Origin of the sequence: Actinokineospora cianjurensis (assembly GCF_003663795.1) — a bacterium.
GTDB lineage: Bacteria > Actinomycetota > Actinomycetes > Mycobacteriales > Pseudonocardiaceae > Actinokineospora > Actinokineospora terrae.
The window spans coordinates 1,351,791-1,377,378 of sequence record NZ_RCDD01000001.1; the positions used below are offsets into that span (position 1 = coordinate 1,351,791).

Genomic DNA, 25,588 nt, shown 5'->3' on the forward strand with positions numbered 1-25,588 from the left:
GTCCGGTGTGGACGACCGGCGACCGGGCAACTCTGGTGATTTCCCGGTTTAAGCCCTTGGCCGGGGCAACCATCGGATGATAGGACTCCGCCATGTGGGTCCTCGTGTTCCTCGGTGCGGCGTTCCTGGTGGCCATGACGCCAGGGGCGAACAACCTCCTCGGCATGCACCACGGCATGCGCTACGGCCCGGCCCGCGGGGTCACCGCGCTGTTCGGGCGGCTGACCGGGTTCGCGCTGCTGATCACGGCGGTGGCGGCCGGGCTGGGCAGCCTGCTCGCCGCCTCCGAGATCGCGCTCACCGCCGTCAAGTGGGCGGGTGTGGCCTACCTGGTCTACCTGGGCGCGAGGATCCTGCTGACCAGGCAGGTAGCGGAAGAGGCGCCGGAGGAACCGGTCGCGCCGAACCTGATCAGCCTGGCGCGCAAGGAGTTCCTGGTCGCGGTGACCAACCCCAAGGCGGTGCTGATCTTCACCGCGTTCGTGCCGCAGTTCGTCGAGCCCGACCGCGGGCCGGTGACCGTCCAGGTCCTGCTGCTCGGCGCGCTCTACCTGCTGGCCGAACTGGTCGCCGGGAGCATCTACGTCGGGGTGGGCGCGGTGGTGCGGGCGGTGCGGATGAGCAGGCGCGCGCACCGGCGGTTGGACCAGGGAACCGGCGTCATCCTGCTCGGAATGGCCGCGCTGTTAGCCACGTCACCCCGCTGAAGCCCGTTGTCCGGCAGGATCTCGGTACCTCGGGGTGCTGGAGGCCACGGGCGTGCTGTTAGAGTCGAGAGCACGCTTCGAGGTCAGTTGCCCCGGAGCGCCCCTGGCCTGCCAATACCTGGCAGGCCGACCCTGTACCCGCCGGCGCAAAGCCGGTTCAGCCGTTCACCGGTAATGAGCTGCCGGTGACGCCGAGGAGGTTCTTGCGTGTTCAGCGCCTTCCGCTCGGCTCTCGCGACGCCGGACTTGCGCCGTAAGATCCTTTTCACGCTCGGGATCATCGTGGTCTACCGGATCGGTGCCTTGCTGCCGTCGCCGGGCGTGTCCTACCCGAACGTGCAGAAGTGCCTCGACCTCGTCGACAACAGCGGCATCTACGGCCTGCTGAACCTGTTCAGCGGCGGAGCCCTGCTCCAGTTGTCGGTGTTCGCGCTGGGCATCATGCCCTACATCACCGCGAGCATCATCATCCAGCTGTTGACGGTGGTGATCCCCCGCTTCGAGCAGCTGAAGAAGGAAGGCCAGGCGGGCCAGGGCAAGCTCACGCAGTACACCCGCTACCTCACCATCGCGCTGGCCGTGCTGCAGGCGACCGGCATCGTCGCGATGGCCGACCGCAAGCAGCTGTTCGGCAACTGCCCGGACGACATCATCCCGAACAGCAACATCTTCACGCTGTCCGTCGTGGTGATCACCATGACCGCGGGCACCGCGCTGATCATGTGGTTCGGTGAGCTGATCACCGAGCGCGGCATCGGCAACGGCATGTCGCTGCTGATGTTCGTCAACATCGCCGCGCGCATCCCGTCCGAGGGCATGAACATCCTCAAGCAGAACGGCGGCGTGGTCTTCGCCATCGTCTGCGTGTTCGGCCTGCTGATCATCGCCAGCGTCGTGTTCATCGAGCAGGGCCAGCGCCGCATCCCGGTGCAGTACGCCAAGCGCATGATCGGTCGCCGGATGTACGGCGGCACCTCGACCTACCTGCCGCTGAAGGTCAACCAGGCCGGTGTCATCCCGGTGATCTTCGCGTCCTCGCTGCTCTACCTGCCGGACCTGATCTCCCGGCTGGTCGGCCAGGACAGCTCGGCGTGGCAGCGCTTCATCGCCGACCACATCGTGAACCAGGCCAGCTGGGTGCACATCGGCATCTACTTCGCGCTGATCATCTTCTTCACCTACTTCTACATCACCATCACGTTCAACGTGAACGAGCGTGCTGACGAGATGAAGAAGTTCGGCGGGTTCATCCCCGGCATCCGCCCGGGCCGCCCGACCTCCGAGTACTTGAGCTTCGTGTTGAGCCGCATCACGCTCCCCGGCTCGATCTACCTCGGCATCATCGCGGTGCTGCCGAACTTCTTCCTCGAAGTCACCGGTCAAGGCCAGAACCAGAACTTCCCGTTCGGCGGTACCGCCGTGCTCATCATGGTGGGCGTCGGCCTTGACACGGTGAAGCAGATCGAGAGCCAGTTGATGCAGCGCAACTACGAAGGGTTCCTCAAGTGACGCGTGTTGTTCTCGTTGGACCGCCCGGAGCGGGCAAGGGCACCCAGGCGACAGCGCTGAGCGAGCAGCTCGGTGTACCGCACATCTCCACCGGGGACCTGTTCCGGGCGCACATCGCGAACAACACCGAGCTCGGCCAGGACGTCCGGCGGTACCTGGACTCCGGTCAGCTCGTGCCGGACGAGGTCACCAACGAGATGGTCCGCGAGCGGCTCGACGAGCCGGACGCGCGGGCGGGCTTCCTGCTCGACGGGTTCCCGCGCAACGTCGGCCAGGCCGAGGTGCTCGGCAAGATCCTGAGCAGCACCGGCCAGGCGATCGACGCGGTGGTGGAGTTCAAGGTCGACGAGGACGTCGTGGTCAAGCGGCTGCTGGCCAGGGGCCGCACCGACGACAACGAGGACGTCATCCGCCGCCGCCAGGAGATCTACCGCTCCGAGACCGCGCCGCTGCTGAGCTACTACGGCGACTCGGTGATCACCGTCGACGCCGTCGGCGAGGTCGGCGACATCACCGAGCGCGTGCTCTCGGCGCTGCGCGACCGGACGTGACCGGTGGTCTGCTCGGCGGTCTCCGGCTCACCATCGCGTCCTGGAAGTCGCGGATGATCGAGATCAAGACACCGGCCCAGCTCGACGCCATGCGCGCCGCGGGCCTGGTGGTGGCCAGCGCCCTGGCCGCGGTCGCCGAGGCGGCCAAGGCCGGGGTCAGCACCGCCGAACTCGACGAGCTCGCCGAGCAGACCATCCGCGACGCCGGGGCGGTGCCCTCGTTCAAGGGCTACCACGGCTTCCCGGCCAGCATCTGCGCCTCGGTCAACGAGCAGATCGTGCACGGCATCCCCTCGCGCGGGCAGGTGCTGGCCGACGGCGACCTCATCTCCGTCGACTGCGGCGCCATCCTCGACGACTGGCACGGCGACTCGGCGGTGACGCTGTTCGTCGGGTCGGTCACCGACGCCGAGCAGGCGCTCTCGGACGCCACCCGCGACGCCATGCGCGCGGGTATCGCCGCGGTCACCCCGGGTGCCCGGCTCACCGACATCTCCCACGCCATCGAGACCTCGGTTCACGCGAGCGAGCGAGCGCACGGTCGCCAGTACGGCATCGTGCGCGAGTACGGCGGCCACGGCATCGGCAGCGCCATGCACATGGACCCGTTCCTGCCCAACTACGGCAAGCCCGGCAAGGGCCCCCGGCTGCGCGTCGGGATGGCGATCGCCATCGAACCGATGCTCACCCTGGGCGTCGAGGAGACCGTCGAGCTCGAGGACGGCTGGACCGTGGTCACCGCGGACGGCTCGCGCGCCGCGCACTGGGAGCACACCGTCGCGGTCACCGACGACGGCCCCTGGGTGCTGACCGCTCCCGAGTAGGTCGTCCCCCGGCCGATACCCCCCGATTTGGGGCCGGTCTCCCCACGCGCGTACACTTGACCGCTGGCGCTGTATTGCGCCGATTCCGTCGTGCGTGTCACCCGGGTGGGGGTCGTTCTGGCCACCCCGTGCGTCCGGCGGTAAGCCGAAGCTACACCCACCGTCACGAAACGCGGAGGACATGGGCAAGAAGGACGGGGCCATCGAGGTCGAAGGCCGCGTGGTCGAGCCACTCCCCAACGCGATGTTCCGCGTCGAGTTGGAGAACGGCCACAAGGTGCTGGCACACATCAGCGGCAAGATGCGGCAGCACTACATCCGCATCCTGCCCGAGGACCGGGTTGTCGTAGAGCTGTCGCCCTACGACCTGTCCCGCGGCCGCATCGTCTACCGCTACAAGTGACGTTCCCGGCCGACCAGCCGGGAAGCCACTATCGGTGCCCCCGCACGGGGGCACGCGGCCGAAGCAGGAGAAGACAGACGTGAAGGTCAACCCGAGCGTCAAGAAGATCTGCGACAAGTGCAAGGTGATCCGCCGCCACGGCCGGGTCATGGTGATCTGCGAGAACCTGCGCCACAAGCAGCGCCAGGGCTGAGCACGCTCACCGCCTAGCCGGTCGCCGAGCTACGCGACAGCAAGGAAGAGGACCTCCCGCCACCTGTCGGGTCACTCGGACCTGACTCACCCCCGGACTCCAGGCCGGGGCCTGGGTAAGCCACCCAGGGCGGTGCGGGAGAAGACCTGGGGATCACTGACGAGGAGATACCGCCAGAATGGCACGTGTCGCAGGCGTAGACCTCCCCCGCGAGAAGCGGATGGAGATCGCGCTGACCTACATCTTCGGTATCGGTCGGACCCGCTCCAAGGAGCTGCTGACCGCCACCGGGATCAGCCCGGACCTGCGGGCCAAGGACCTGTCCGATGAGGACGTCGTCCGGCTCCGGGAATACATCGAGACCAACTTCAAGGTCGAGGGTGACCTCCGCCGCGAGGTGCAGGCCGACATCCGACGCAAGATCGAGATCGGCTGCTACGAGGGTCTGCGGTGGCGCCGCGGTCTTCCCGTCCGCGGCCAGCGGACGAAGACCAACGCCCGTACCCGCAAGGGGCCGAAGAAGACCGTCGCCGGCAAGAAGAAGGCCGGAAAGAAGTGACCAAGAGCTGCGAGACCGTGGCCGCCGTCGTTCCCCAACGGCGGCGGGGTCGGGCCTTCATGGCCCTCACCGTCGCGCCCAGGTGCGCCCGCCCGGCAGCACTGCGCGAGCTCTACACGGACGCCGGATCAATCATCCGCAACGCAGCTCCTGAGATCACCACCTCGCGCACCAGCTAGGAGAAACCCGCAGACATGCCACCGAAGTCGCGTACCGGCGCCGGAGTCAAGAAGGTCCGGCGCAAGGAAAAGAAGAACGTCTCGCATGGGCACGCCCACATCAAGAGCACGTTCAACAACACGATCGTCTCCATCACCGACCCGACCGGCGCCGTGATCGCCTGGGCGTCCTCCGGTCACGTCGGCTTCAAGGGCTCGCGCAAGTCCACGCCCTTCGCCGCGCAGATGGCAGCCGAGAGCGCCGCCCGCAAGGCGGCCGAGCACGGCATGAAGAAGGTCGACGTGTTCGTGAAGGGCCCCGGCTCCGGCCGGGAGACCGCGATCCGCTCGCTGCAGGCGGCGGGCCTCGAGGTCGGCACCATCCAGGACGTGACGCCTCAGCCGCACAACGGCTGCCGCCCGCCCAAGCGGCGCCGGGTCTGAGGAACGGGGAGGACTAGAAAGAAATGGCACGTTACACCGGCCCAGCCACCCGTATCTCGCGGCGCCTCAAGGTCGACCTCGTCGGCGGCGACCAGGCGTTCGAGCGCCGTCCCTACCCGCCCGGCCAGCACGGCCGCGGTCGGAGCAAGGACACCGAGTACCTGCAGCAGCTGCAGGAGAAGCAGAAGGCGCGCTACACCTACGGGATCCTGGAGCGGCAGTTCCGCCGCTACTACGAGACCGCCGCGCGCCGCCAGGGCAAGACCGGTGAGGTCCTGCTCCAGCTGCTCGAGTCCCGGCTCGACAACGTGGTCTACCGCGCAGGTCTGGCCCGCACCCGCCGCCAGGCCCGCCAGCTGGTCAGCCACGGGCACTTCATCGTGAACGGCAAGAAGGTCAACATCCCCAGCTTCAAGGTGTCGAAGTTCGACATCATCGACGTGAAGCCGAAGTCGTTGCCCACCCTGCCGTTCGTCGCGGCCAAGGAGGCCCACGGCGACCGCCCGATCCCGGGCTGGTTGCAGGTCGTCCCGTCGACCCTGCGCATCCTCGTGCACCAGCTGCCCGAGCGCGCGCAGATCGACGTCCCGGTCCAGGAACAGCTCATCGTCGAGTACTACTCGAAGTAGGCCGTTCGGGGGCGGTGGCGCCGAGTGCCGCCGCCCCGGCCGCGGTACCCACCCGGGTACCGCGGCCGTCCCAGTCACCACCGGCGTCAAATAGCGGGCGCCCCGGGAAGGAAGAACTCAGAAGTGCTCATCTCACAGCGTCCTGGCCTCGCCGAGGAGCCGGTCAACGAGACCCGCTCCCGCTTCGTCATCGAGCCGCTCGAGCCAGGTTTCGGTTACACCCTGGGCAACTCGCTGCGGCGGACCCTGTTGTCCTCGATCCCCGGTGCCTCGGTCACCAGCATCCGCATCGACGGGGTGCTGCACGAGTTCACCACCGTGCCGGGGGTCAAGGAGGACGTCACCGACATCATCCTCAACCTCAAGGAGCTCGTCGTCTCCTCGGAGGAGGACGAGCCGGTGACGATGTACCTGCGCAAGCAGGGCCCCGGTGAGGTCACCGCCGGTGACATCGTGCCGCCCGCCGGCGTCACGGTGCACAACCCCGACCTGCACATCGCGACCCTGAACAGCAAGGGCAAGCTGGAGATCGAGCTCGTCGTCGAGCGCGGTCGCGGCTACGTCCCCGCTGTGCAGAACAAGCAGGCGGGCGCGGAGATCGGCCGGATCCCGGTCGACTCGATCTACTCCCCGGTCCTCAAGGTCACCTACAAGGTCGAGGCCACCCGCGTCGAGCAGCGCACCGACTTCGACAAGCTGATCCTCGACGTCGAGACCAAGCCGTCGATCACCCCGCGCGACGCCGTCGCCTCCGCGGGCAAGACGCTGGTCGAGCTGTTCGGGCTCGCCCGCGAGCTCAACATCGACGCGGAGGGCATCGAGATCGGCCCGTCGCCGCAGGAGGCGGACACCATCGCCGCCTACGCGATGCCGATCGAGGACCTCGACCTCACCGTGCGCTCGTACAACTGCCTCAAGCGCGAGGGCATCCACACCGTTGGCGAGCTCGTCTCGCGCAGCGAGGCGGACCTGCTGGACATCCGCAACTTCGGTGCCAAGTCCATCGACGAGGTCAAGATGAAGCTCGTCGGTCTGGGCCTGGCGCTCAAGGACAGCCCGCCCGGGTTCGACCCGACCGCGGCCGCGACCGACTTCGCCGCGGACACGTGGACCGACAGCCCGGACACCGGCACCGATGACGGCCAGGACTACGCAGAGACCGAGCAGCTCTAGTCCTGACTGGACTTCGTGAGCAGCGGATTTCCCCAAGGAGCAAGCAATGCCCACCCCAACCAAGGGCGCCCGCCTCGGCGGCGGTCCGGCTCACGAGCGGCTGCTGCTGGCCAACCTGGCCACCGCGCTGTTCGAGCACGGCCGGATCACCACCACCGAGGCCAAGGCGAAGCGGTTGCGCCCCTACGCCGAGAAGCTCATCACCAAGGCGAAGGTCGGTGACCTGCACAACCGCCGCGAGATCATGAAGGTGATCCGCGACAAGGACGTCGTGCAGCGCCTGTGCACCGAGATCGGCCCGTTCTTCAGCGACCGCAACGGTGGCTACACCCGGATCACCAAGACCATGCCGCGCAAGGGCGACAACGCCCCGATGGCCGTGATCGAACTGATCCAGGAGAAGACGGTCACCGCCGAGGCCGAGGCCGCGCGCAAGACCAAGTTCGCCAAGGACGCCAAGAAGGACGAGGCGCCCAAGGCCGAGGAGACCACGGTCGAGGACAAGGTCGAGGACGCCCCCGAGGCGACCGACACCGAGGCCAGCACCGAGGCCCCCGAGACCACCTCGGACAAGTCCGAGGACAAGGCCGAGGACAAGTCCTGACAGCTCAGCACCACGACGAGCCCGCCGAACCCACTGGGACCGGCGGGCTCGTCCGCGTTCGGCTCGACATCGCCTACGACGGGGCCGACTTCTCCGGGTGGGCGGTCCAGCCGGAGCGCCGCACGGTGTGCGGGGTCCTGGAGGAGTCGCTCTTCCACGTGCTGCGGCGCAAGGTCCGGCTGACGGTCGCCGGTCGCACCGACGCCGGTGTGCACGCCACGGGGCAGGTCGCGCACGTCGACGTCCCCGCGGACGTCCAGCCGCAGGAGTTGGTCTTCCGGCTGGCGCGCGCGTTGCCCGCCGACGTCCGGGTGACCGGCGCCCGGGTCGTCCCACCGGAGTTCGACGCCCGCTTCGGCGCGCTGCGCAGGCACTACGCCTACCGCGTGTGCGACGCCCAGTGGCGCGCGGATCCCTTGCGCCGCAACCACGTCGTCACCTGGCCCCGGCCGCTGGACCTGGACCTGCTCAACGCGGCGTCCGCCATGCTGGCGGGCGAACACGACTTCGTCGCCTTCTGCAAGCGCCGCGCGGGCGCCACCACCATCCGCGAACTCCAGCGCCTGGAGTGGACCCGCGAGGACGACGGCACCCTGGTCGCCTGGGTCTCGGCGGACGCCTTCTGCCACTCGATGGTCCGCAGCCTCGTCGGCGCCCTCCTGGCCGTCGGTGAAGGCCGCAAACCCGTCGACTGGCCCGCGTCCATGCTCACCGCCACCGAACGCCCCAGCGCCATCACCGTCGCCCCCGCCCACGGCCTCGCCCTGATCGCCGTCGACTACCCCCCGGACGACGAACTCGCCGCCCGCGCCGAGCAGACCCGGCGGGTTCGGACACTGTAGACAGTCCCTTGTGGACGAATATGGCACGGCGAGAACCCCCGGGGCGACTTCCCTGTCGCCCCGGGGGTTCTCGGTCGTTCAGCAGTGCCTAGCGATCAGCTCAGACGTCGAGGGTCCAGCTGTTCAGGTAGCCGACGTCGGCCTTGTAGCCGTCCTTGACCGAGAGCTTCCAGATGCCCGCGGCGTTCTTCGCGGACAGGTTGACCGTGTAGGTCTCCTTGATGTTGTCCGCGGAGTCGCTGGTCGAGGTGTTCTTCAGGCGGTAGGTGGTGCCGTCCGGCGCGATGAGGTCGATGCTGATGTCACCGCGGTAGGTGTGGATGACGTCGACGGTGACCTTGCTGGCCACGTCGGCCTTCCCGGTGCAGTTGACGGTGACCTGGCTGGTCACGGCAGCGCCCATGTCCGGGATGTTGACCTTGCCTGCCGCGGTGACCGCCGCGCAGCCGACCGGGGTCGGCGTCGGGGTGGGGGTGGGCGTCGGGGTCGGGGTGGGCGTCGGGGTCGGGGTGGGGGTCGGCGTGGTGGTGGGGGCCGCCACGACCTGCAGGAGCTTGTTCGGCGAACCGGCGCCCTCGTTGGTGACCTTGCCGGTGGCGGCCGCGCCGAGCAGGGCGGTGGCGACCTGGGCCGGGGTGGCGTTCGGGTTGGTCGCCAGGTACAGCGCGGCCACACCCGCGACGTGCGGGGAGGCCATCGAGGTGCCGCTGATGGTGTTCTTGGCGGTGGTGCCGCCGATCCACGCCGAGGTGATGCCCTCACCCGGGGCGAAGATGTCGGTGCAGGTGCCGTAGTTGGAGAAGCTGGCACGCGCGTCGGTCTTGGTGGTGGCGCCGACGGTGATCGCCTCCGGCACGCGGGCCGGGGAGTAGCTGCACGCGTTGGCGTTGGAGTTGCCACCGGCCACCGCGAAGGTGACGCCAGCGGCGATCGAGCGCTGCACGGCCTGGTCGAGCGCGGTGGAGGCGGCGCCGCCGAGGCTCATGTTCGCCACAGCGGGCTTGACCCGGTTCGCGGTCACCCAGTCGACACCGGCGATGACGCCGGAGGTGCTGCCGGAGCCGTTGCAGTCCAGCACGCGGACGCCGATCAGCTTGGCGGCCTTGGCGACGCCGTAGGTGGAGCCGCCGATGGTGCCCGCCACGTGCGTGCCGTGGCCGTTGCAGTCGGTGGCGTTGTTGTCGTTGTCGACCTTGTCGATGCCGCTGACCGCGCGGCCGCCGAAGTCGGCGTGGGTCAGGTTGATGCCGGTGTCGATGACGTAGACGTTCACGTTCGACGCGGTGGTGGCGTAGGTGTACTTGTTGTTCAGCGGCAGCGCGGCCTGGTCGACGCGGTCGAGGCCCCACGACGGCGGGGTCAGCTGGTCGACGGTCGCGGCGACCTTCTGGTCGGCCTCGACGTAGGCGACCGACGGGTCGGCCGCGGTGCGCTTGGCCTGCTGCTCGGTCATCTTCGCCGAGTAGCCCTTCACCGTCTGGGAGAAGCGCTGCTTGATGGTGCCGCCGAACTTCTGGGTGATGCCGTCCGAGGTCGAGGTGGCCGCCTGGGCGGACACCCCGTCCTTGAGGACGACGATGTAGCTGCCCGCGATGGCGGTCGGCTTGTCGGCGCCCAGGATCGGGCCCTCCGCCGCGGTCGCCGAGTGCGAGAGGCTGAAACCAATGGCCGCGGTAGCGACGGTCGCGGTGACCGCGAGGCCGACTCCGCCGATTCGCCGCATCCGTGCGGCGCGAGACATACCCATTCCTTGGACTCCTTTACAGGAGGAACACCGTGCGGCCCGGCCCCTTTCGCCACAACGGCCACCGAGGAGAGAACCGGCGCGCGGAAACGACGCCTTTCCCACCCCAGTGGTCTCGCTGCACGAAGGTGGGAACCGACCCGTTCGTGTGCCTGAGACCGACAGTCACGGAGCTCTCGGTTACCCGTGAACTCCGCTCGGGTCTGTCAGTTCGGCCGATCGGGGCCACTTCTGAGGAGTCGCGATTGCGGAGAGTGTGATGGACGCCGTGGGTCGCTGCTCAAGGACACCGGGTGTTCGTATTCGGAACCGGTGCGCGACGGTAGCGGGACAGTAGCGCCGGGAAAAGGGCCGGAAAAGGCACGGGACGCACCCGGGCGATTACCGTCCGCTTACCGGAACGCTCCCGGTGTGACCTCAGTCGCCGCGGCGGACCGGGCCGAGGATCTGCTGTTCCTGGGGGGTGGTGACCAGGCGCAGCGGCCGCCACAGGTTGCGGCCGAGCGCCACCACCTGGTCGTCGGCGAGCGTGGTCAGCTGCTGGACCATCGGCGGCGGCAACCGCCACACCCTGGCCGCGAGTTGCGCCTGCCCGACCGGGAGGCGCTGCAGCAGCACCAGGTCGGCCGCGTTGGCGGTCGCCCCGGCCTGCGGGTGCATGTAGGGCAGCACGTACACCGTGGTCTGCCACGGCGACCGCGGCGGGAACAGCTCCTGCGGCGTCGGACCACCGTCGTGCACCACCAGCAGCGGGCTGTCCTCCGACGGTCGGGGCAGCTCGACCGGGCTGAGCCTGCGGATCTGCACCAGCGGCGCCTGCCGCCCGTCCGGCCCGGCCCCCGCCGCCTTCTGCAACACCTGCCACGCCGCGGGCCGCCCGGTGGCGACCACCACCCACGCCCCCACCGCCATCGCCCGCAACGCGACCTGCCTGGCCAGGTACAACCCACCCACCAGCACGATCCTGGTAGGCGCGGGCCGCAACGCCGAGATCGTCAGCGGCTCACCCTGCAACCCCGACCCCAGCACCATCCCGCCCCGGTCCCCGGACGGACTGACCGCGTCCAACATCTCCGGCGAAACCAAGAACTCCGGCGCGATCCCCCCGGCCCCACCCTTGGTGTCGAGCAACCGACTCGAGCTCATGCCTGCCCTCCCAGCGGCAAGGTGGCGGCCAGGCCCGCGACCTGGAGGCCGCGCAGCGGGGTGAGCGTGCCCCGAGGTCCGGCGTTGTTCCTGGTGTCGAGCAGCCGACTCGAACTCATGCCTGCCCTCCCAGTGGGAGTGTGGCGGCGAGGCTGGCGACCTGGAGGCCGCGCAGTGGCGTAAAGGCAATGCCGAGGCGATCGGAGATGGGGTCGAGTGGCGTGGCGCCGTCGTGCGTATCCGCGCTGACCAGGTGAGGGCCGCGACGTCCGGCATCGTTCCTGGTGTCGAGTAGGTGGCTCGGCCTCGTGCCTGCTCTCTCCAGCGGGAGTGTGGCGGTGAGGCCCGCGACCTGGAGGCCGCGCGGCGGGGTGAGCGTGCCGCGAGGTTCGGCGTTGTTCTTGGTGTCGAGCAACCGACTCGAGCTCATGCCTGCCCTCCCAGCGGCAAGGTGGCGGCCAGGCCCGCGACCTGGAGGCCGCGCAGTGGGGTCAGAGTGATGCCGAGGCGGTCGGAGATGGCGTTGAGGCGTTCGTCGGCGTGGCTGAGTTCGTCCGGGGTTCTGGCGCTGACCCGGACCAGGCCGCGCAGGCCGACCTGGCCCTCGTCGGCGCCGGGGGCGATGGACATGGCGACGGTGGCGGAGAGGGCGCGGACGCCGGTGAGGGCGTTGAGGCTGGTGGCCGCCTTGCCCTGGGGCCAGCCGGTGATCGCGTAGCTCGCGTGGCCGATGCCCGCCGCGGTGACGCCGGTCCAGCGCTCCCGCAGTCCGACCGGGGTGTTCGAGCCCGCGACGGCCGTCAGCTCCGCGGAGGCGATGCCCGCCTTGAGCAGCTCGTCCGGGTCGAGCGGGCGGGTCGGTACGCCGCGTGACTCCAGGGCGTTGCGGACCCGCGACAGCGCGCCGATCAACGCCCGGTGCGCGCCGACGACACCGCCGCCGCGTTCACGAACCGCCGCCGGGCAGCGCCTCGGGTCCAGCCGCACCGCGACCCACGTGGTGCGGCGCGCGGCGGCCGACAGCGGGCCGAGCACCTCCAGGTACGACGCCAGGGCGGGGGAGTTGGGGGGGAGCGACGCGCTCCCGGGGTAGCAGTGCCAGATGACCTGGATCGCGTCGAGCACCACACCGCGGTCCTCCAGGCAGGGCGCCAGCGCGCCGAGCGGCAGGCTCGGCGTCGACCCGACCTGGCTGACCAGCGCGGGCGCCGGGTCCACCAGCAGCACCGCGGTCCAGGTGCCCTCGTGCCAGGCCATGCCCAGCGGCCTGCGCTCGTGGTCGACCCCGTGCGCGACGACCAGGTCCGGCACCGCCAACCGCAGCAGGCTGACCCTCGGGTCGTCCGGCCCGGTCACCGCGGAACCGTCGGCGGCGGCCAACTCCTCGATGCTGACCGGCGCGGCCGGCTTGCTGACCCGCGTGTGCGAACGGACCGAGTAGCGGACGGTCACCCCGACCCACTGGGTGAACCACCGGCCGCGCCACCGCAGGAATGCCACCACGAGCGCCACCGCGGCGACCCCGATCGCGACGTAGACCAGCGTGGTCGAGATCGCCAGCAGCACCAACCCGATCGCCACGCCCACCTCGAGCACCACCAGGTTCGCCACCGGCAGCGCGCCGAGGCTCGCCCCCCGGTTGCGCCGCCGCGCGGCGACCCGGGTCGCTGGCTTGGCCGGTTGCGCGGGCTGCCCACCGGGGACCTGCCCACCAGGAACCTGCCCAGGCGGCGGACCACCAGGCGGACCGGCCGGTGGCTGACCACCCGGCTGCCCCCCGGGCGGACCCGGCGGCTTGGCCCCGGGCGGGGGGCCTGCGGCAGGCGGCGGTCCCGGCGGCTGGGCGCCCGGCGGGGGACCGGGCGGGGGGCCAGGCGGGCGGCCGGGACCACCCGGTCCCGGCGGCATGCCACCGGGGCGGGGGGGCTGACCAGGGGGTGGCGTGCGGCCGTGCCGTCCAGACGTGCTCACCGACATCCGCTCGTTCTCTTCCCCTCGTTCCGGCCACCGCGCGAGTTGTCCACAGGTTTGCCGGAGACCCGCGTCCGGCCGACACCGTACGGCTATCCTGCGGAACCGTACCGCGACGGGGAGAGCAGCAGGCCGAGAATGCCATCAACACCGACTACCAAGTCCCAGGTCCAGGCGTACCGCTTCGTGCTGCGGCGGATGCAGTCCGCCCTGGTGCGCAAGGACGCGGTCATGCTGCACGACCCGATGCGCACGCACAGCAGGGCCACCATCGTCGGCGTCTGCATCGCCGCGGTCGGCATGGTCGGCTTCCTGGTCTACGGGCTGCTCAGCCCGGCGCCGAAGCTGCCCAGCGAGTCCGGGATCATCATCGCCAAGCCCTCGGGCTCGGTGTACGTGCTGCTCACCAACACCGAGAAGGGGAAGGTGCTCATCCCCACCTTCAACCTCGCCTCGGCCAGGCTCCTGCTGCTGGCCCGCACCAACCCGGGTGCGCAGGGCCAACCCGGCAGCCAGACCGACGCCGGTGGCACCACCGAGGCCGTGCAGGCCGAGGTCATCCCGGACGACAAGCTGGTCGACATCCCGCGCGACCGGCTCACCGGCATCCAGGACGGCCCGCAGTTGCTGCCCGAGGCCGCGCAGCGGGTCAGCGGCGACTGGGCGGTGTGCGACGAGTACAAGCTCGAGCAGAGCCTGAACAACCCGGCCGCCGACAACAAGATCGAGACGACGGTGGCAGGCGGGGTGCGCGACCTGGGTCCCGAGCTCGCCCTCACCGAGGCGCTGCTGGTCAAGTCGGCGACCAAGGACACCTACCTGGTCTACCGGACGCCGCCGACGGCCAACATCAAGAACGCGGGCACCGTGCGCGCCAAGGTGGACATGAGCAAGGGCAACATCCTCGCCGCGCTCTCGCTGTCGGAGGGGTCGGTGCGCCAGATCACCACCGGCCTGCTCAACGCGATCCCCGAGGCGCCCGAGCTGACCCCGCCGACCATCCCCAACCGGGGCGAGCGCGGTCAGGTCGACATGAACGGGCTGCCGGTCGGCTCGGTCGTGCAGGTCGAGCGCGCCGGGCGGACCGACTACTACGTGGTGCTCGTCGACGGCGTGCAGCAGATCAAGAAGACCACCGCCGACCTGATCCGGTTCACCACCACCGAGGGCGGCGCGGCGATCACCAAGGTGCGCCCGGACCAGATCCCGACCGTGTCCGCCAAGCAGGGCATCGAGGACAAGACCTTCCCCGAGGTGGTGCCCGAGGTGCTCAGCCCGGTGAACTACCCGGTCGCCTGCCTCGGCTGGACCATCGTCGGTGACGGGCCGTCGGCCGACCAGCACACCAAGGTGCACATCGGCAAGGACCTGCCGCTGCCGCGCAGCCAGACCGGCAAGGCCGCGTCCGTGCGGATCAGCACGCCCAGCGCCGACGGCCAGCGGCTCGACTACTTCTACATGCCGCCCGGTCGCGCCGCCGTCGTGCGCGGCGCCACCTCCCGGCAGGACTTCGCCACCGGCCCGATCTACCTGATCTCCGACCGCGGCGTGAAGTTCGGCATCCCGGACCAGCGCACCGCCGCCGCGCTCGGCCTCGCCACCCAACTGCCCGCGCCGGACGCCATCGTGCGGCTGCTGCCCAACGGTGCCTCGCTCAACACCCGCGACGTGCTCCAGACCTACGACACGGTGCCGGTCGGGGCGGGCCAGTTCCCGTCGACGACCCCGGCGCCGCTGCCCCCAGCGACCCAGCAACCGCCCGCGACGCCCTAGATCCCCCTTCCCAGCCGGGAACCGAGCGGGGAGCATCGACGTCGAACCGGCACCGGACTCGACGACCGGGAGGTCAGCCATGGCTGCAATCGAGGTAGATCCCGCCTGGATCAGCGGGTACGCCACCACCGTCGGCGCCGCCGCCGACGAACTCGCCAAGGGCGCGGACGTCCTGCGCACCGCGCCGCTGACCCCGGAGTCCTTCGGCTCCCTCGGCAAGCAGACCAGGGTCACCGACTCCTACACCCGCGCGGCCGACCTGCTGCGCTCCCAGTTGACCAGGGGGGTCGAGGCGCTGGAGGCGGCGTCGGCCGCGCTCGGGCAGATCGCGGACAAGCACAAGGGCTCCGACGACGACGGCGCCCAGTCGATCAAGCGCAGCGGTCAGGGCTGAGGGGGTCGTGGTGCGGCGAGCGGACGAGGACGAGAGCTGGGACTGGGCCCCGGTGGTCAGCACCACCGAGGACTGGACGCCCGCGCCACCGCGCGAGGCGGCGTTGGCCACGGCCGAGCCGGACACCGCGGCGGCCGCCGAGCCGCGGTGGGGGCAGCCGGAACTGGCCTCCGCCGCGCCCGCTGTCCCGGCGCAGGGCGGCCTCGACGGGCTCGACCTCCAGTCGAACTTCAGCACCTACCTGGACTTCCTCAGCCGCCTGTGCCGCGAGCTCGGCATCCCCGACCCGGTCGAGGAGTACTTCGCGCCGGTCGTCGGCCGGTGGAGCGAGCTGCACGCCGAGGCGGGCCGCTGGCGCGCGGTCGGGGCGTACTCCGAGGTCGTGGTCGGTGAGCTGACCAAGCCGCTCGGCGGGCTCGACGCGGCGTGGCAGGGCGCGGACGCGGACTCGTTCATCGAGTACATGAACCGGGTCGGCCTCGCGGGCAACGACATGTCCGACGCGATGATCGCCATGGGCGAGGTGCTCGACCTGACCGCGGACGGGTTGCGCGAGATCGTCACCGAGATGGCGGGCCTGCTCGCCGAGGTCGCGCACAACACCTCGCAGGCGATGGCCCAGCCGGGCCGGGGCGAGGACCGCAGCCGCCAGTACGTCGACGCGATGAACCGGCCGACCCGCCAGCTGTTCGAGGCGGTCCGGCAGATCATGGAGGCGCTGGTCCGGCTGTGCGACGGGATCGACGGGTCGAAGGTGTTCGAGCCGATCACCATGGCGCACACCTTCCCGGCCGAGAACTGGTCGGTGCCCGAGGTGCCGTCGGTGACGGTCCCCGGCGGTCCCGGCACGTCCGTCCCGTCGTCGTCGGGGTTGGCGGCCGGGCTGGGCTCGTCCGGCCTCGGTGGCGGTGGACTCGGCGGTGGTGCGGGCGGGTTCGGCGGCGGGGCCAGTGGTCCCAGCGCCACCCCGGCGACGCCGCCGGGACCGGGTGGGTACGTCTCGGTCGGTGAGGCGCTGCCGAGCCAGCCCGCGGGCGGCATGTCCGGGGCGGGTGCGGCGGGCGGTGGCGGCAAGGCCGGTGGTGCGGGCGGGATGATGGGCGGCGGCATGCCGATGGGCATGGGTGGCATGGGCGGTGGCGGTTCCGACTCGGAGCACAAGCGCCGCACCCGGGTCACCGGCGACCCGGAGGAGATCTTCGGCAAGCCCACCAAGTCGTCGCCGCCGGTCATCGGCGACGACTGACCACCCGGGTCAGATCCGGCGCAGGCACAGCACTACGCCCAACTCGGTGCGCGTGGGATGGGTGTGGACACTAGGAGTGTCCTTGCCGCACTTGTCGCCGTCGACGGTGCCGTAGTGCTTGGCGGAGACGGTAAAGCTGCCTGGCTCGCAGTCGCTGGGGATCGCGCCGTTCTTGGACGTCAACACGACGCACGCGCCGACCGCGAGATTGCCCGTGCCGTGCGGGTAGCGGTACCGCAGGCACAGCGTCGAATCCGGTGACCGCACCAGCCAGTTCGCGCGCTCGTCCACCCAGCACGCCTCGCTTTCCGCCGCGGCCGGGAGTCGCCGTAGGAGCTCGTAGGTGCCGTCCGCGCAATCGGCCAACGCGAAGTCGTGCGACTCGCCGGTGCTCATGTCCTGGAGGCAACTACCCACTCGGGCGTCTTGTAGATCGTCCGGTTTGGCCGCGGTCGTCGCAGGGATGGGTTCGACTACGTGCCGCGGCGGTTCGGCTGACTGTGTTGTGGTTTCAGGTAAGGCCGTGGGTTTGTCCTCGGGCGCGCGCATCAAGACAGCGGCCACGAGTAAGACTCCCGCGACAGGCCATATAGCGACCGAAGTCGACCGCGCCGGTGGCTTGGTGCGGGGGAGAGGGCGGATTCGCGGTCGGCGAGCCACAGCACCTCCTGCCTTGGGACAGAAGGGCAGGGTAGGTCCAGTTGGCCCGAAGTGATTCCGCACCACTGCGGAATCGACCACGAACTGGTGACGCGAACAACCCTTATGCCGAGCCGCGAGCCTCTCGCTGTGTGCCTGTACGGGTGCGGCGGACCGTGTGCACCACGAACAGCGTCAGCAACAAGAGCAGCACGCCACCGGCAGCGCCGATCAACGCTACCTGTGTGGGGGCCCAGTTCTTGATCTGCGGAGCGGGTAGCGCTGCCTTGACGTCGAGCGCCTTGTCGTCCGCGACGCCCTGCTCGCTCGGGATCAGCGTGGTGAGCGCGCCGATCGGGTTGATCATGCCGTGGCCGACCAGGTTGTCCCTGCCCTCCGGGGCCGCGGGGTGCGAGGCGGTCACCTTGATCCGGTTGGCCACCTCGGCGGCCTTGAGGTTGGGGAACCGCTGGCGGATCAGCGCGGCGAGACCGGCGACGTACGGCGCGGCGAAGCTGGTGCCCTGGATGGAGGTCTGGTCCCCGTTCGCGAGCACCTGCAGGTTGGCCAGGCCGTTGGTGGCCGGGTCGAGGGAGATGATGTCGGTGCCCGGCGCGGCCACGGTGACCCACGGGCCCTGCACCGAGAACGTCGCCGGGTCGCCGTTGCGGGACATGGCGGCCACGGAGATCACGTAGTCGGCGAACCACGGCGGGGTGACGATGTGCGTCGGCTTGTACGGGTCGACGCCGTTGCGCTGGTCGGGGCAGCCCTTCTCGCCGGTGTTGCCCGCCGAGGCGACCAGGACGACGTCCTTCTGCTCGTAGGCGTAGCGCAACGCGGCCTGCAACTGCCGCTCGGCGTTGGTGATCGGACCCTCGGCGACCCCGCGGCAGTTGTCCACCGACATGTTGATCACCCGAGCGCCCTGGTCCGCGGCCAGCACCACGGCCTTGGCCAGCGTCTCCAGGGTGCCCGCTGGCAGGTCCTCGCCCTCGGGGCGGGCCGCGGTGACCCGCTTGCCCTTGTAGTTGCCGCTGGACTGGCGGATGGACAGGATCCTGGCCTCCGGCGCGATACCGCGGAAGCCGATGTCGCTGTTCGCGGGCGGGTTGGCCGCGATGATGCCCGCCACCTCGGTGCCGTGCCCGTCGCAGTCCTCCATGCCCTGCTTGTCCTTGATCACGAAGTCGCCGCCCGGCTGCACCCGACCGCCGAAGAACGGGTGCGCGCGCACCCCGGTGTCGATCACCGCGACCAGGACGTCCTTGCCGGTGGCGAACTGGTGCAACTCGTCGAAGCGCAACTGCGTCTGGCCCCACGGCTTGTTCTTCAGGTCCGTGGTGCCCTGGTTGAGCGAGCCGATGCAGTTGCTGACCAACGAGTACGGGGTGTCCGGGTCGGCACCGCTCGGCACCGGGAAGTCCGCGGGCAACGGCGGCGGCTCGGCCATGTACTTGATCCGCTCGGCCTTCTCGGCGGCCGACGGCGCCTGCTGGGCGGACGCGGGGATCGGCAGCGCTATCGCCAACGCGGCCGCGCCGACCGCCGCGGCGACCCGGGTTGCCGTCCTCATCCGAAGCTCACGCCGCGCAGCGTCGAGTACAGGTCCATCACCGCCAGCGCGATCGGCAACACCACCGCGATGCAGATCGCCTCGATGATCTCCACGGTCCGCCGCAGCGGCGGGGAGAAGCGCTGCTCGGGGAACACCACACCGAGCACCAGCGCGCCTGCCGAGAGCAGCACCAGCGTGCCGAACACCCACAGCAGCCTGCCGAAGGTGTCGGCGGAGAACAGCCAACCGAGCAGGATGCCCGCCGCGGCCAGCATCCCGGTCGCCAGCAGCGCGATCGCCTGGCTGCCGTTGGCATAAGTCCGCGCGCGCAGCAGCAGCACCAGCGTCGCGACGACACCGAGCAGCACACCCCACAGACCGGGCGCCCCCGCCGAGACGACCGCGCCGATCGCCGCGGCCGACCCGCAGCCGATGATCATGCCGGTCATGTACTCGTGGGCGAGACCCGCGCGGCGCTCGATCGAGCGGTAGTCCGGGAAACCGGTGTCCTCCTTGAGGTCCTCGGCGTTGCCGGGGACGTTCGGCAGCGGCAGGCGTGCCAACTGGATGGTCAACCTGGGCAGCACGGACAGCGCGCCGAGCGCCACCGCGACCGTCCCGGCCGCGATCCCCGCCGCGGGGTGCGCGATCAACGTCGCCACCGCGAACGCGATGACCCCGAGCGCCGCGGCCGTGCCTGCGGCGACGAACGTGGTGATCCCGGCACCGATCACCATGATCGACGCGGACGACACGATCAGCACCAGCGCCGACGCCAGCAGCAGGCTCGGCCTGCCCGGCTCACCCGGCACGATCGACAACCCGCTGACGAACGCCAGCGGCAACCCACCGGCCGCCGCGATCAGCACCCCGGTCGTGCGCGCCTGGTACACCCGCGCGAACACCGCCCCGAGCACCACCGCGACCACCGCGCCGGTCCCACCCGCGACCGCGGGCCCGATGTTGCCGCCACCCCACAGCGGACCGGCCATCAGCACCGCGAACGCCGCCGTGAGCAACGCCAGCGCGCCCGCGATGTGCCCGATCCGGTTCGCCGTCTCCTTGGTCCACGGCCGGTAGCTGTCCGGCGTGGACTCCGCGATGGCGTCCACCACGTCGTCGTACAGCGGCGGCGGCGGGTTCTCCGCCCGCTTGCGCAACTGCAGCATGTCCCCGTCGACCACCCCGAGCGACCCCAGCGTCCGACTCGGGTCCAGCGGGTTGTCCCCCAGCTTCGCCAGGCACCACCCCCCGTGCCGCGCCCCACCGTCCGGCGTGGTCTCCCCCGCCATCTCCAGCAGCATCGGCAGCAGGTCGGCCACCGACACGTCCGCCGGGAGCGCCACATCGATACGCGTCCTCGGCGCGACCACGGTCACCCTGCTGAACACGGTCGTACCGGCTGCCACTGCCCGCCCCCTCGTGAGTTGTCCACAGGTCTGCTCGGACCGACCCCGGCGCGACCGGAATCGGTCCTAGTATGGCCGCACCGATATCCCGCGACGCGCCGGTTGGCGGAAGTAGCGGAAAGGGGGGTGCTGTGGCTGGTGGAGAGCTGTCCGGCGGGGCGGTCGCGCCGTGGCGCGTCCTGCTCCTGCGGTTCCTGCCCGTGTGCCCCGCGGCGCTGGTCGTCCTCGCGTTGGCCGCCGACAGCGGCAACGCCACGCGGCTGGTCCTCGTCGGCTTGGTGGTGGTGGTCGCCGTTGTCCACGCGCTCACCCGGAACCTGCGCGGGCCCGCCGAGTTCGCGGTGGGTGCCGTGCTGGTGGCCGCGTCGGTCGTAGCGACCTACCTGCAGTGGTTCGCGGGCGCGGGCGTGCTGCTGATCGCGGCGCAGGCGCTCTTCGTGGCCGTCCTGGTGTTCGCGTTGATCGCGTGGTCCCGGCTGGTGGAGTCCGCCGCCGCGGCCGATCGGGACGGTTAGCCCGCTCGGTTGCCCACAATGCCGTGAGTTGTCCACAGGTCTGCGCGGACCGACCCCGGCGTGGCCGGAACCGGTCTTAGGATGGCCGCACCGATGTCGCGTGGTGCGCCGGTTCGGCGGCGATCGGGTTCCGGCCGGGTGCGAGGGGGTACGGGGTGGCTGACGTCAGGACGCTGTCGTGGGAGCGCGCCGTGCCCGCGCGCGCCGGTGCGGTGCCGACGTTCGCCGTGCCGTCCCGCGGTGGTTCGGTAGTTTCTCCCAGTCCCGCCCGTCGAGACGAAGAGGTGTCCTCCCGGTGAGCACGCTGCAGTTCAAGCGTTCGCCCCGCCTAGCCGCGCCGAGGCAGCCGGGTGGTGAGGTCCACCTCGAGCCGCCGCCCGAGGTGCCGAGGGTGATCCCGGGCAACATCATGATGAAGATCCTGCCCGGGGTCATGATCGTGGCCTCGATCGGCATGATGGCGTTCATGTTCGTCGTCGGCGGGCGGAACCCGACGTCGTTGCTGTTCGGCGGGATGTTCCTGATGTCGACCGTGGGCATGATGGCGGGCGGCATGGGTGGGCGCGGGGGCGGCCAGAAGAAGGCCGAGATGAACGAGGACCGCAAGGACTACCTGCGCTACCTCGGCCAGATGCGCGACCGGGCCCGCGAGGCCGCGCTCGACCAGCGCTCGTCGCTGGAGTGGACCCACCCGGACCCGCAGGCGCTGTGGTCGATCGCCACCAGCAGGCGCATGTGGGAGCGCCGCCAGGCCGATTCGGACTTCTGCCACCTGCGCGTCGGCCGCGGTTCGCAGCGGCTGGCGACCCGCCTCGTCCCGCCGCAGACCGGGCCGGTCGACGAGTTGGAGCCGATCGCCACGCTGGCGCTGCGCCGGTTCGTGCGCGCCCACTCGATCGTCCCCGACCTGCCCATCCAGGTCGCCGTGCGCGGGTTCGCCGCGGTCGGCCTCACCGGCGACAAGGCGCTCACCCGCGGCCTGACCCGCGCGTTGCTCGCCCAGTTGGTCACCTTCCACACCCCCGACGACGTGCTCATCGCCGTGGTCACCTCGGGCAAGGCCAAGGCGGAGTGGGAGTGGGCCAAGTGGCTCCCGCACGCCCAGCACCCGAGCCTGCTCGACGGCATCGGGCAGCTGCGGATGATGGCGGGCTCGCTGGCGCAGATCGAGGCGTGGCTGGACGAGGAACTGCGCGACCGGCAGCGGTTCACCCGCAACGCCCCGCCGCAGCCGGACCAGCCGCACGTGGTGATCGTCATCGACGACGGCGAGGTCACCCGCGAGGAGCAGATCATCCTGGAGGAGGGGCTGGTCGGCGTCACGCTGATCGACCTGTCCGAGTGCCTGGGCAACCTCACCGCCCGCCGCGGCCTGCGCCTGGTCGTCGAGGAGGACCGGCTCGGCGCCCGCAGCGCGTCTGGCGTCGAGTGGTTCGCCAGCCCGGACACGCTCAGCGTCGCCGAGGCGGAGGCGTTGGCGCGCAAGCTGTCCCCGTACCGGCTCTCGGCGACCGCGGCCGACTCCGGTGACGAGGAGCCGCTGCTGTCGAACCCGACGCTGCTGGAGCTGCTCGGCATCCCCGGCGACCCGATGACCTTCGACGTGCAGCAGGCGTGGCGGCCCCGGCCGGTCCGCGACCGCTACCGGGTGCCCTTCGGCGTCGGCGAGTTCGGCCAGGCCGTCGAGCTCGACATCAAGGAAGCGGCCATGGAGGGCATGGGCCCGCACGGCCTGTGCATCGGCGCGACCGGCTCCGGCAAGTCCGAGTTCCTGCGCACGCTGGTGCTCGGCATGCTCGCCACGCACTCGTCGACCACGCTCAACTTCATCCTGGTCGACTTCAAGGGCGGCGCGACCTTCCTCGGCCTCGACTCCGCCCCGCACGTCGCCGCGACGATCACCAACCTGCAGGGCGACCTCACGCTGGTCGACCGGATGAAGGACGCGCTGGCCGGGGAGATGAACCGGCGCCAGGAGGCGCTGAAGAACGGCGGCAACTTCAAGAACGTCTGGGAGTACGAGAAAGCGCGCGAGAACGGCGCCGACCTCGACCCGCTGCCCGCGCTGTTCATCGTGGTCGACGAGTTCTCCGAGCTGCTCTCGGCCAAGCCGGACTTCATCGACCTGTTCGTCGCGATCGGACGACTGGGCCGGTCGCTGCAGATGCACATGTTGCTCGCGTCGCAGCGGTTGGAGGAGGGCAAGCTGCGCGGCCTCGACTCGCACCTGTCCTACCGGATCGGCCTGAAGACGTTCTCCGCGGCGGAGTCCCGCGCCGCGATCGGCGTGCCGGACGCCTTCGAGCTGCCGTCGATCCCCGGTTCCGGGTACCTGAAGTTCGACACCAGCACCATGGTGCGGTTCAAGGCCGCGTACGTGTCCGGCCCGTACCGCCCCGCCGGGATGCAGGCCGCAGGCCCGGTCGCCGCGGTCTCCGGTGACCGGCGCGCGAAGCTGTTCGTGCCGGACTACGTGGAGATCCCCAAGGAGCCGGAGAAGCCGCTCGAGCCGGTCGTCGAGGAGAAGAAGCCCGAGGGCGGCCAAGAGGCCAGCGAGCTGGACGTGATCGTCAACCGGCTGGTGGGGCAGGGGCCGAACGCGCACGAGGTGTGGCTGCCGCCGCTCAACGAGCCGAACTCGCTCGACACCCTGTTCCCGCCGCTGCAACCCACCGAGGACCGGGGGCTCTCGCCGGTCGGGTTCTACGGCAACGGCAGGCTCCAGGTCCCGCTCGGCATCATCGACAAGCCGTTCGAGCAGCGCCGCGACCTGCTGTGGGCCGACTTCTCCGGCGCCGCCGGGCACGCCGCGATCGCCGGTGGTCCGCAGTCGGGCAAGTCGATGATGCTGCGCACGCTGGTCATGTCGATGGCGTTGACGCACACCGCCGAGGAGGTCCAGTTCTACTGCCTCGACCTCGGCGGCGGCACGCTCGGCTCGATCGAGGGCCTGCCGCACGTCGGTGGCGTCGCGGGCCGCATCGACCCGGACAAGGCGCGCCGGATGGTCGCCGAGGTCACCGGGCTGGTGGCCGAGCGCGAGCAGCGCTTCCGCGACCTGGGCATCGACTCGATGACCGACTTCCGCAACCGCAAGCGCCGCGGTGAGATCAAGGAAGACCCGTTCGGCGACGTGTTCCTGATCGTGGACGGCTGGCTGAACTTCCGCCAGGAGTTCGAGGCGCTGGAGATGCAGGTCGTCAACCTCGCCGCGCAGGGCCTGTCCTTCGGCATCCACGTGATCGTCGCGGCCAACCGGTGGGCGGAGATCCGGCCGGCGCTCAAGGACCTGCTCGGCACCCGGTTCGAACTGCGCCTCGGCGACCCGTCCGAGTCCGATGTGGACCGACGGGTGGCGGTGAACATCCCGGCCGGTCGCCCCGGCCGCGGCCTGTCCCGCGACAAGCTGCACTTCCTCACCGGCCTGCCGCGCATCGACGGGTCGAGCAACCCCGAGGACGTCGCCGGTGGCGTGCAGGACGCGGTCGCCAGGATCAAGTCCGCCTGGCGCGGCCGCGGCGCCCCCAAGGTCCGGCTGCTGCCGGAGGTGCTGCCCTACGACGAGCTCATCGCCCAGGACCCGCGCCGCGACAGCAAACTCGTGCCCATCGGCGTCGACGAGAACGACCTGGCCCCGGTGTACCTCGACCTGGAGTCCGAGCCGCACTTCATCGCCTTCGCCGACGGCGAGTCCGGCAAGACCAACCTGCTGCGCACCATCGTGCGCGGCATCATGGACCGCTACACGCCCAAGGAAGCGGTCATCATCCTGGTCGACTACCGGCGCACCATGCTCGGTTACGTCAACACCGAGCACCTGCTCGGCTACGCCGTCTCCTCCAACCAACTCGGCGACATGATCAAGGACGTCCGCGGCTCGATGCTCAAGCGCCTCCCCGGCCCGGACGTCACCCAGGAGCAGTTGAAGAACCGCTCCTGGTGGAAGGGCCCCGACCTCTTCGTCATCGTCGACGACTACGACCTCGTCGCCACCCAGGGCAACAACCCCCTCCAACCCATCGCCGAGTTCCTCCCCCAAGCCAAGGACGTCGGCCTCCACGTCATCACCGCCCGCCGCACCGGCGGCGCCTCCCGCGCCATGTTCGACCCCGTCCTCGGCAAACTCCGCGAAATCGCCAGCCCCGGCGTCGTCATGAGCGGCAGCAAAGACGAAGGCGCCCTCCTGGGCACCGTCAAACCCTCCGCCCTCCCCCCCGGCCGAGGCACCCTGGTCAGCCGCAAAGTAGGCCAATCCCTCATGCACATCGCCTGGATCCAACCCGAATAACCCCCTCGGGTGGCGGCCCCCAACGCCGCCACCCCACCCACCCAGGCACCCAACAACACTGACCCCCACCCGGCCCCCACCAACGCTGGCCCACGCGCGCCCCGCCACAACGTTGGCCTCACGCGCCCCGCACAGGCGCTTGCCCTAACGCACCCCTCACAGGCGTTGGCCTCCACCCGGCCTTCACGATCGTTGGCCCCCACGCGCCCCCGAACAACGTTGGCCAACCACGCGCCCCTCAACAACGTCGGTCTCCACCCGGCCCTCACGATCGTTGGCCCCAACGCGCCCGTCGCAGTCGTTGGCCCC

The 25,588-nt window shown here is 70.4% G+C and carries 26 protein-coding genes; 18 read left to right on the forward strand and 8 right to left on the reverse strand.

The annotated features are described in order from the left end of the window. The first annotated feature begins 92 nt into the window (after positions 1 to 92). The 13 genes from CLV68_RS06505 to truA all read left to right on the forward strand — a co-directional run bounded on the left by CLV68_RS06505 (position 93) and on the right by truA (position 8,596). Positions 93 to 707 carry a LysE family translocator gene (locus CLV68_RS06505; RefSeq protein ID WP_121389593.1) on the forward strand — a complete coding sequence of 205 codons (615 nt, stop codon included), beginning with the start codon at positions 93 to 95 and terminating at the stop codon, positions 705 to 707. A gap of 207 nt (positions 708 to 914) precedes the next feature. Then, positions 915 to 2,216 carry a preprotein translocase subunit SecY gene (gene secY, locus CLV68_RS06510; RefSeq protein WP_121389594.1) on the forward strand — a complete coding sequence of 434 codons (1,302 nt, stop codon included), beginning with the start codon at positions 915 to 917 and terminating at the stop codon, positions 2,214 to 2,216. Further along, positions 2,213 to 2,767, forward strand: a complete 555-nt coding sequence (locus CLV68_RS06515) for an adenylate kinase (protein WP_121389595.1) — start codon at positions 2,213 to 2,215, stop codon at positions 2,765 to 2,767. The genes secY and CLV68_RS06515 overlap by 4 nt, the downstream gene beginning before the upstream one ends. A gap of 53 nt (positions 2,768 to 2,820) precedes the next feature. Then, entirely contained in the window at positions 2,821 to 3,591 is a 771-nt protein-coding gene (gene map, locus CLV68_RS06520; RefSeq protein ID WP_121391005.1) for a type I methionyl aminopeptidase, read from the forward strand. Between the two features lie 181 nt (positions 3,592 to 3,772). Further along, positions 3,773 to 3,994, forward strand: a complete 222-nt coding sequence (infA, locus tag CLV68_RS06525) for a translation initiation factor IF-1 (RefSeq protein ID WP_005166804.1) — start codon at positions 3,773 to 3,775, stop codon at positions 3,992 to 3,994. A gap of 79 nt (positions 3,995 to 4,073) precedes the next feature. After that, entirely contained in the window at positions 4,074 to 4,187 is a 114-nt protein-coding gene (rpmJ, locus tag CLV68_RS06530) for a 50S ribosomal protein L36 (RefSeq protein WP_018682809.1), read from the forward strand. Positions 4,188 to 4,365: 178 nt separating this feature from the next. After that, positions 4,366 to 4,746, forward strand: coding sequence for a 30S ribosomal protein S13 (gene rpsM, locus CLV68_RS06535; protein WP_121389596.1), 381 nt, complete (start codon positions 4,366 to 4,368; stop codon positions 4,744 to 4,746). Next, entirely contained in the window at positions 4,743 to 4,925 is a 183-nt protein-coding gene (locus CLV68_RS06540) for a hypothetical protein (RefSeq protein ID WP_121389597.1), read from the forward strand. Before rpsM ends, CLV68_RS06540 begins: the two co-directional genes overlap by 4 nt. Positions 4,926 to 4,940: 15 nt before the next feature. Further along, positions 4,941 to 5,348 carry a 30S ribosomal protein S11 gene (gene rpsK, locus CLV68_RS06545; RefSeq protein ID WP_121389598.1) on the forward strand — a complete coding sequence of 136 codons (408 nt, stop codon included), beginning with the start codon at positions 4,941 to 4,943 and terminating at the stop codon, positions 5,346 to 5,348. Positions 5,349 to 5,371: 23 nt separating this feature from the next. Further along, positions 5,372 to 5,977, forward strand: a complete 606-nt coding sequence (gene rpsD, locus CLV68_RS06550; RefSeq protein WP_121389599.1) for a 30S ribosomal protein S4 — start codon at positions 5,372 to 5,374, stop codon at positions 5,975 to 5,977. 123 nt (positions 5,978 to 6,100) lie between these two features. Next, on the forward strand, positions 6,101 to 7,150 hold the full coding sequence (locus CLV68_RS06555) for a DNA-directed RNA polymerase subunit alpha (RefSeq protein ID WP_092777705.1): 1,050 nt from the start codon (positions 6,101 to 6,103) through the stop codon (positions 7,148 to 7,150). A gap of 46 nt (positions 7,151 to 7,196) precedes the next feature. Then, the gene (gene rplQ / locus CLV68_RS06560; RefSeq protein ID WP_121389600.1) at positions 7,197 to 7,754 is read left to right on the forward strand and encodes a 50S ribosomal protein L17; all 558 of its coding nucleotides are present in this window, start codon (positions 7,197 to 7,199) and stop codon (positions 7,752 to 7,754) included. Positions 7,755 to 7,822: 68 nt separating this feature from the next. Next, positions 7,823 to 8,596 (forward strand): tRNA pseudouridine(38-40) synthase TruA, encoded by a 774-nt coding sequence (truA, locus tag CLV68_RS06565; RefSeq protein ID WP_246009846.1) that lies wholly within the window; start codon positions 7,823 to 7,825, stop codon positions 8,594 to 8,596. Positions 8,597 to 8,696: 100 nt separating this feature from the next. Here the strand turns inward: truA and CLV68_RS06570 are convergent, their stop codons facing one another. The 5 genes from CLV68_RS06570 to eccE all read right to left on the reverse strand — a co-directional run bounded on the left by CLV68_RS06570 (position 8,697) and on the right by eccE (position 13,097). Beyond that, positions 8,697 to 10,343, reverse strand: coding sequence for a S8 family peptidase (locus CLV68_RS06570; RefSeq protein WP_121389601.1), 1,647 nt, complete (start codon positions 10,341 to 10,343; stop codon positions 8,697 to 8,699). Between the two features lie 414 nt (positions 10,344 to 10,757). Then, positions 10,758 to 11,486 (reverse strand): hypothetical protein, encoded by a 729-nt coding sequence (locus CLV68_RS06580; RefSeq protein ID WP_121389602.1) that lies wholly within the window; start codon positions 11,484 to 11,486, stop codon positions 10,758 to 10,760. After that, a complete protein-coding gene (locus tag CLV68_RS35575) occupies positions 11,483 to 11,605 on the reverse strand; it encodes a hypothetical protein (RefSeq protein ID WP_281274634.1) in 123 nt (40 codons plus the stop codon). The genes CLV68_RS06580 and CLV68_RS35575 overlap by 4 nt, the downstream gene beginning before the upstream one ends. Further along, the gene (locus tag CLV68_RS06585; protein WP_121389603.1) at positions 11,602 to 11,916 is read right to left on the reverse strand and encodes a hypothetical protein; all 315 of its coding nucleotides are present in this window, start codon (positions 11,914 to 11,916) and stop codon (positions 11,602 to 11,604) included. The genes CLV68_RS35575 and CLV68_RS06585 overlap by 4 nt, the downstream gene beginning before the upstream one ends. Then, positions 11,913 to 13,097 carry a type VII secretion protein EccE gene (eccE, locus tag CLV68_RS06590; RefSeq protein ID WP_121389604.1) on the reverse strand — a complete coding sequence of 395 codons (1,185 nt, stop codon included), beginning with the start codon at positions 13,095 to 13,097 and terminating at the stop codon, positions 11,913 to 11,915. The genes CLV68_RS06585 and eccE overlap by 4 nt, the downstream gene beginning before the upstream one ends. Positions 13,098 to 13,595: 498 nt before the next feature. Here eccE and eccB point away from each other — a divergent pair, with 498 nt between their 5' ends. From eccB to CLV68_RS06610, 3 genes are all read left to right on the forward strand, one after another. After that, positions 13,596 to 15,230 carry a type VII secretion protein EccB gene (gene eccB, locus CLV68_RS06600; RefSeq protein ID WP_121389605.1) on the forward strand — a complete coding sequence of 545 codons (1,635 nt, stop codon included), beginning with the start codon at positions 13,596 to 13,598 and terminating at the stop codon, positions 15,228 to 15,230. A 79-nt stretch (positions 15,231 to 15,309) separates the two neighbouring features. Further along, on the forward strand, positions 15,310 to 15,624 hold the full coding sequence (locus CLV68_RS06605) for a hypothetical protein (protein ID WP_121389606.1): 315 nt from the start codon (positions 15,310 to 15,312) through the stop codon (positions 15,622 to 15,624). Positions 15,625 to 15,634: 10 nt separating this feature from the next. Then, positions 15,635 to 16,870, forward strand: a complete 1,236-nt coding sequence (locus tag CLV68_RS06610; RefSeq protein WP_246009690.1) for a WXG100 family type VII secretion target — start codon at positions 15,635 to 15,637, stop codon at positions 16,868 to 16,870. A gap of 9 nt (positions 16,871 to 16,879) precedes the next feature. Here CLV68_RS06610 and CLV68_RS06615 read toward each other — a convergent pair whose 3' ends face one another. From CLV68_RS06615 to eccD, 3 genes are all read right to left on the reverse strand, one after another. After that, positions 16,880 to 17,266 (reverse strand): hypothetical protein, encoded by a 387-nt coding sequence (locus CLV68_RS06615; RefSeq protein WP_121389607.1) that lies wholly within the window; start codon positions 17,264 to 17,266, stop codon positions 16,880 to 16,882. Between the two features lie 367 nt (positions 17,267 to 17,633). Beyond that, positions 17,634 to 19,085: a type VII secretion-associated serine protease mycosin gene (gene mycP / locus CLV68_RS06620; protein ID WP_121389608.1), complete on the reverse strand. Its 1,452-nt coding sequence runs from the start codon at positions 19,083 to 19,085 to the stop codon at positions 17,634 to 17,636. Beyond that, entirely contained in the window at positions 19,082 to 20,476 is a 1,395-nt protein-coding gene (eccD, locus tag CLV68_RS06625) for a type VII secretion integral membrane protein EccD (protein ID WP_170224139.1), read from the reverse strand. Before eccD ends, mycP begins: the two co-directional genes overlap by 4 nt. A 131-nt stretch (positions 20,477 to 20,607) precedes the next feature. Here eccD and CLV68_RS06630 point away from each other — a divergent pair, with 131 nt between their 5' ends. Both CLV68_RS06630 and eccCa read left to right on the forward strand, forming a co-directional pair. Further along, complete coding sequence (locus CLV68_RS06630) at positions 20,608 to 20,991, forward strand: hypothetical protein (protein ID WP_121389609.1); 384 nt, start codon at positions 20,608 to 20,610, stop codon at positions 20,989 to 20,991. 295 nt (positions 20,992 to 21,286) lie between these two features. After that, positions 21,287 to 25,279: a type VII secretion protein EccCa gene (eccCa, locus tag CLV68_RS06635; protein ID WP_121389610.1), complete on the forward strand. Its 3,993-nt coding sequence runs from the start codon at positions 21,287 to 21,289 to the stop codon at positions 25,277 to 25,279. The last annotated feature ends 309 nt before the right edge of the window (positions 25,280 to 25,588 follow it).

Bases quoted from the DNA above. Each gene is read 5' to 3' on its own strand.
- CLV68_RS06505 (WP_121389593.1), top strand. From the start codon at position 93: ATGTGGGTCCTCGTGTTCCTCGGTGCGGCGTTCCTGGTGGCCATGACG.
- map (WP_121391005.1), top strand. From the start codon at position 2,821: ATGATCGAGATCAAGACACCGGCCCAGCTCGACGCCATGCGCGCCGCG.
- infA (WP_005166804.1), top strand. From the start codon at position 3,773: ATGGGCAAGAAGGACGGGGCCATCGAGGTCGAAGGCCGCGTGGTCGAG.
- rpsM (WP_121389596.1), top strand. From the start codon at position 4,366: ATGGCACGTGTCGCAGGCGTAGACCTCCCCCGCGAGAAGCGGATGGAG.
- rpsK (WP_121389598.1), top strand. From the start codon at position 4,941: ATGCCACCGAAGTCGCGTACCGGCGCCGGAGTCAAGAAGGTCCGGCGC.
- rpsD (WP_121389599.1), top strand. From the start codon at position 5,372: ATGGCACGTTACACCGGCCCAGCCACCCGTATCTCGCGGCGCCTCAAG.
- rplQ (WP_121389600.1), top strand. From the start codon at position 7,197: ATGCCCACCCCAACCAAGGGCGCCCGCCTCGGCGGCGGTCCGGCTCAC.
- CLV68_RS06570 (WP_121389601.1), bottom strand. From the start codon at position 10,343: ATGGGTATGTCTCGCGCCGCACGGATGCGGCGAATCGGCGGAGTCGGC.
- CLV68_RS06580 (WP_121389602.1), bottom strand. From the start codon at position 11,486: ATGAGCTCGAGTCGGTTGCTCGACACCAAGGGTGGGGCCGGGGGGATC.
- CLV68_RS35575 (WP_281274634.1), bottom strand. From the start codon at position 11,605: ATGAGTTCGAGTCGGCTGCTCGACACCAGGAACAACGCCGGACCTCGG.
- CLV68_RS06585 (WP_121389603.1), bottom strand. From the start codon at position 11,916: ATGAGCTCGAGTCGGTTGCTCGACACCAAGAACAACGCCGAACCTCGC.
- eccB (WP_121389605.1), top strand. From the start codon at position 13,596: ATGCCATCAACACCGACTACCAAGTCCCAGGTCCAGGCGTACCGCTTC.
- CLV68_RS06605 (WP_121389606.1), top strand. From the start codon at position 15,310: ATGGCTGCAATCGAGGTAGATCCCGCCTGGATCAGCGGGTACGCCACC.
- CLV68_RS06615 (WP_121389607.1), bottom strand. From the start codon at position 17,266: ATGAGCACCGGCGAGTCGCACGACTTCGCGTTGGCCGATTGCGCGGAC.
- mycP (WP_121389608.1), bottom strand. From the start codon at position 19,085: ATGAGGACGGCAACCCGGGTCGCCGCGGCGGTCGGCGCGGCCGCGTTG.